The organism is Pseudonocardia sp. (assembly GCF_025965585.1).
GTDB lineage: Bacteria > Actinomycetota > Actinomycetes > Mycobacteriales > Pseudonocardiaceae > Pseudonocardia.
Genome location: NZ_JAOPWR010000011.1, coordinates 1 through 3,919, shown reverse-complemented (window position 1 = coordinate 3,919; position 3,919 = coordinate 1). Strand labels below are relative to the sequence as shown.

Genomic DNA, 3,919 nt, shown 5'->3' with positions numbered 1-3,919 from the left:
GCCTGAAGACGCTCGGTCCTGGGCTGGTCGCCGGGGCCGCGGACATCGACCCGACGACGGTGGCCACCATGGCGGTGGTGGGTGCCACCACGATGTACGCATTGTCGTGGCTGACCTGGTTGCTGTTCCCCATGCTGGCAATCGTGTTGGTCATCGCCACCCGCATCGGAGCCATCACCGGACGCAACCTGCAGGAGGCCGTGAAGGTCCGGTACGGACCCGTCCCACAATGGGTGCTGCTCGCATCGATCGTGGGCGTCAACGTCCTCACCCTCGCCGCGGACGTCCACGCCGGCGGAGCCGCGCTGGGTCTGCTGTTCCAACACGACAGCAACTGGTTCCCGGTGCTCTTCGCCGGAGCGGCGCTGGCGCTGGTGCTGTGGGGGACCTACGACGAGGTCGAACGCGTGCTGAAGTACGTGCTGCTGGTCCTGCTCGCGTATCCGGCCGCGGCGGTGCTGGCCCATCCCGACTGGAGCCAGGTGCTGCGGGACACCTTCGTCCCCCGTTTCTCGATGAACGGGGACTACATCACGGGTGCCGTGGCGATCCTGGGCACCGCCATCACCGGGTATGTGTACGTGTGGCAGTCGGTGCAGATATCCGAGGAACGCCCCGACGAGGCGCTCCGGAAGACCCGGCAGCTCGACGCTATCGTCGGCACGTTCTTCTCCGTGGTGATCATGTGGTTCATCCTGATCGCCACCGGTGCCACGCTCGGCGTGCAGCACCGACCGGTCGACACCGCCGAGGAGGCGGCTCAGGCGCTGGCACCGGCCGCGGGCCAGTTCGCCAGTGCTGTGTTCGGGGTGGGGCTGCTGGGATCCGCGCTGATCGCCGTGCCGGTGCTGATGGTCACCACCGGCTACGTGGTGGGAGGGCAACTGGACCTGCGCAGAGGGCTCTCGGAGCCGGTCAGGAATGCACCCGCGTTCTACGGAGTGATCACGGCATCGACCGTGCTGGCCGTCCTGATCAGCGCGTTCGCGATCTCGCCGATCCAGCTGCTGTTCCTGGCCAGCATCGTGGCCGGGGTCGCCACTCCCATCGGTCTGGCTGCGCTGATGCTCGTCACGAGCGACGCCACGCTGACGGGCGACCGAGCACTGAGGGGCCCGCTGCGTGCCGCCGGCTGGGTCGTCACCGCGATCGTCACGATCCTCAGCCTCGTCTACCTGGTCCAACAGATCACCGGCGGCGGCAGCTGAGCCGCCGGAGGGGCGTAGCTCGCCGACCTCGAGACGACATGGCCTCGCCGAACTCCCTCGCGGCTCCTCTGCGCCCCTGATCCCGGCGCCCTTGAGCAGCGATCCACCGCGGCCCCGGCCCACGACGATCCGAGGTAGCCCGCGCAGCTCACCGGAGGCCTGGGCCGGGCCGGACTCCGACCCACCCCTACCCGCGAATGTTTGTCGATCTCCGGTATCGGTAACAGAAGGTCGAGCCGGCACCGGTCGGCAGAAAAGGGAGCGAACCATGTTGCTCACCATCGCCGCGGTGTTGCTGGTCCTGTGGCTGCTCGGTTTCTTCGTGTTCCACATCGGTGCGGTCATCCACGCACTGATCGTGATCGCGATCATCGTCGCGATCGTGCACTTCGTCCGCGGCCGCGGAGCCCGCGTCTGATCGGGTCCACGTACGCCGATGCCCGCGACCGCTCAGGTCGCGGGCATGGGCGCGTACGGATCAGAGCGCCGCGCGGCTCGTCTTCAGTTCGCTGAACGCCGGCACCGACGCGATCAGGCGCACGGCTTCGAACAGCCGCAGCGCCTCGTCGCCGGTGGGGGCGGGGACGACCACCGGCCCGAAGTACCCGTGGCCGTCGAGCCGCAGGATCGGGCTGCCCGACTCCTGGCCGACCGCGGCCTGGCTCTCCTCGTGGCTCGTGCGCACCACCGCGTCCAGGCTCTCGTCGTCGACGGCCGCGGCAACCGACGCGGGCAGTCCCGCCTCCGCGACGGCGTCGGCCACGACGTCGTCGGAGAGGAACTCGCCCTTCTCGTGCTGGCGGGTGCCCAGCGCCGTGTACAGCGCGGCGACCGCGTCGTTCCCTCCGGTGGCGCCGGCCGCGGCCAGCGCGCGGAGCACGCGGACACCCTGCGCCATCATCGCGCGGTACTGCTCAGGGATCTCGTTGCCCTCGTTGAGGATGCCGAGGCTCATGAGCCGCCAGGTCACGGTGGCGACGTCGGCGCCGGCCACCTCGGCGATCCAGCGCGACGTGCGCCAGGTGAAGGGGCAACCGGGGTCGAAGAAGACATCGACCGGAGTAGGGCTCATGAGCCGACCCTACCGCGGAAGAAGTTGAAAGCTCAAGAGCTTTCGTCCCCGTCCTCCTCGTCGCGGGCGGCGAGGAACTTCTCGACCTCGGCACCGAGCTCGTCCGCGCTCGGGAGCTCGCCGGCCATGCCGAGCGTGGAGCGGTCGCCCCGGCCCGACGACACCGTGTCGTACTGCCGCTCCAGCGCCTCGACCACCTGCTTGACCTCGTCGGAGGCCTCCACCTGCTCGGCGATCTCCTCCTCGGCGCGCTGGGCGGCCTTGGACAGCGCCTCCGTGGGTAGGTAGAGCCCCGCGGCGAGCCCGACGTGGTCGATGAGCACGCGCGCGGCCTGCGGGTACTCGGCGCGCGCCAGGTAGTGCGGCACGTGCACGGCGAAGCCCATCGCGTCGTGGCCCGCCTCGCCCAGGCGGAACTCCATGAGCGCGACGGCGCTGCCGGGGACCTCGGCCGTGGCGAACCAGGCCTCGTGGCCCTCGGTCAGCTCCGGCCGGGTGCCGTGCGCCGTCACCCCGATCGGACGGGTGTGCGGCACGGCCATCGGGATGGCGGTCAGGTTGATCACCAGCCGTACGCCGAGCTGCTCCACCAGCTGCGCCACGGCAGCGGAGAACCGCTCCCACTGCATGTCCGGCTCGGGCCCCGAGAGCAGCAGGTAGGGTGTGTCACCGGTGTCCGACAGCACGACAAGGTCGAGCTTCGGCGGGATGTAGGCCGCCCACCGGTCGGTCTCGAACCGCAGCGGGGGCCGCCGCGACCGGTAGTCGATCAGCTGGTCGACGTCGAACGTCGCGACGGTGCGTGCGTCCCGGTCGGCCCGCAACGCCGCCACCGCGAGTCGGGCGGCGTTCCCGGCGTCGACGAAGCCGTCCAGTGCCACCAGCAGCACCGGTTCGTCCAGCTCCGGGGCTTCCGACGCCACCTCGTACAGCTCCGCAGGCTCCAGCACCCCGTACCTCCCCATCGACGTGTCGTCGTCCTCAACGTGAAACTCCCCGCACAGCATCCCGTCCCGGGTCGGTGTCCCGCACCATTGGGTCCGATAAAAGGAAGAAGGGCATGAGCCGGCAACGTCGCGTGTGGGCCGTCTGGGCCGTCGGTCTCGCCGCCTATCTCGTCGGCGTCATGCAGCGCACCTCGTTCGGGGTCGCCGGCCTCGACGCGGCCACGCGCTTCGAGGCCGCTCCCGTCGGGCTGTCCGGCTTCGTCGTGCTGCAGCTGCTCGTGTACGCCGCGCTGCAGGTGCCGGCGGGCGTCCTGCTCGACCGGTTCGGCGCGAAACGCCTGGTGGTGATCGGTGCCCTGACCATGGCGGCGGGACAGCTCGTGATGGCGCTCGCCGAGGACATCCCGCTGGCCGTCGTGGCGCGCGTGCTCGTCGGCACCGGCGATGCGCTGACGTTCATCAGCGTGCTGTCGGTGGTCTCGGCGTGGTTCCCGGTGCGCCGCGTGCCGCTCATGACCCAGATGACGGGTCTGCTCGGGCAGCTGGGCCAGGTGCTCTCGGCCCTGCCGTTCGCCGCGCTGCTGCGCGGTCCCGGCTGGACCACCGCGTTCGTCTCGGCGGCGGCGCTCGGGCTGGCCGTCGCGGTCGCGGTGGCGGCGGTCCTGCGCAACCGCCCGCCCGGTGCGCCCGAG

Annotated in this window: 5 protein-coding genes; 3 read left to right on the top strand and 2 right to left on the bottom strand. The window is 70.6% G+C overall.

Features of this window, described 5'->3' with window-relative positions; translation table 11 throughout:
- Together JWR81_RS00495 and JWR81_RS00490 are read left to right on the top strand one after the other, a co-directional pair.
- Positions 1-1,208, top strand: a 1,208-nt coding sequence (locus tag JWR81_RS00495) for an NRAMP family divalent metal transporter (protein WP_297645207.1), incomplete at its 5' end; no start/stop codon positions are given.
- Positions 1,209-1,476: 268 nt separating this feature from the next.
- Positions 1,477-1,626 carry a lmo0937 family membrane protein gene (locus JWR81_RS00490; RefSeq protein ID WP_297645204.1) on the top strand — a complete coding sequence of 50 codons (150 nt, stop codon included), beginning with the start codon at positions 1,477-1,479 and terminating at the stop codon, positions 1,624-1,626.
- A 60-nt stretch (positions 1,627-1,686) separates the two neighbouring features.
- Here JWR81_RS00490 and JWR81_RS00485 read toward each other — a convergent pair whose 3' ends face one another.
- Both JWR81_RS00485 and JWR81_RS00480 read right to left on the bottom strand, forming a co-directional pair.
- A complete protein-coding gene (locus JWR81_RS00485) occupies positions 1,687-2,280 on the bottom strand; it encodes a DsbA family protein (RefSeq protein ID WP_297645201.1) in 594 nt (197 codons plus the stop codon).
- Positions 2,281-2,312: 32 nt separating this feature from the next.
- Entirely contained in the window at positions 2,313-3,230 is a 918-nt protein-coding gene (locus JWR81_RS00480; protein ID WP_297645197.1) for a proteasome assembly chaperone family protein, read from the bottom strand.
- Positions 3,231-3,340: 110 nt separating this feature from the next.
- Here JWR81_RS00480 and JWR81_RS00475 point away from each other — a divergent pair.
- On the top strand, positions 3,341-3,919 hold a 579-nt coding region (locus tag JWR81_RS00475; RefSeq protein ID WP_297645195.1), incomplete at its 3' end, for a nitrate/nitrite transporter.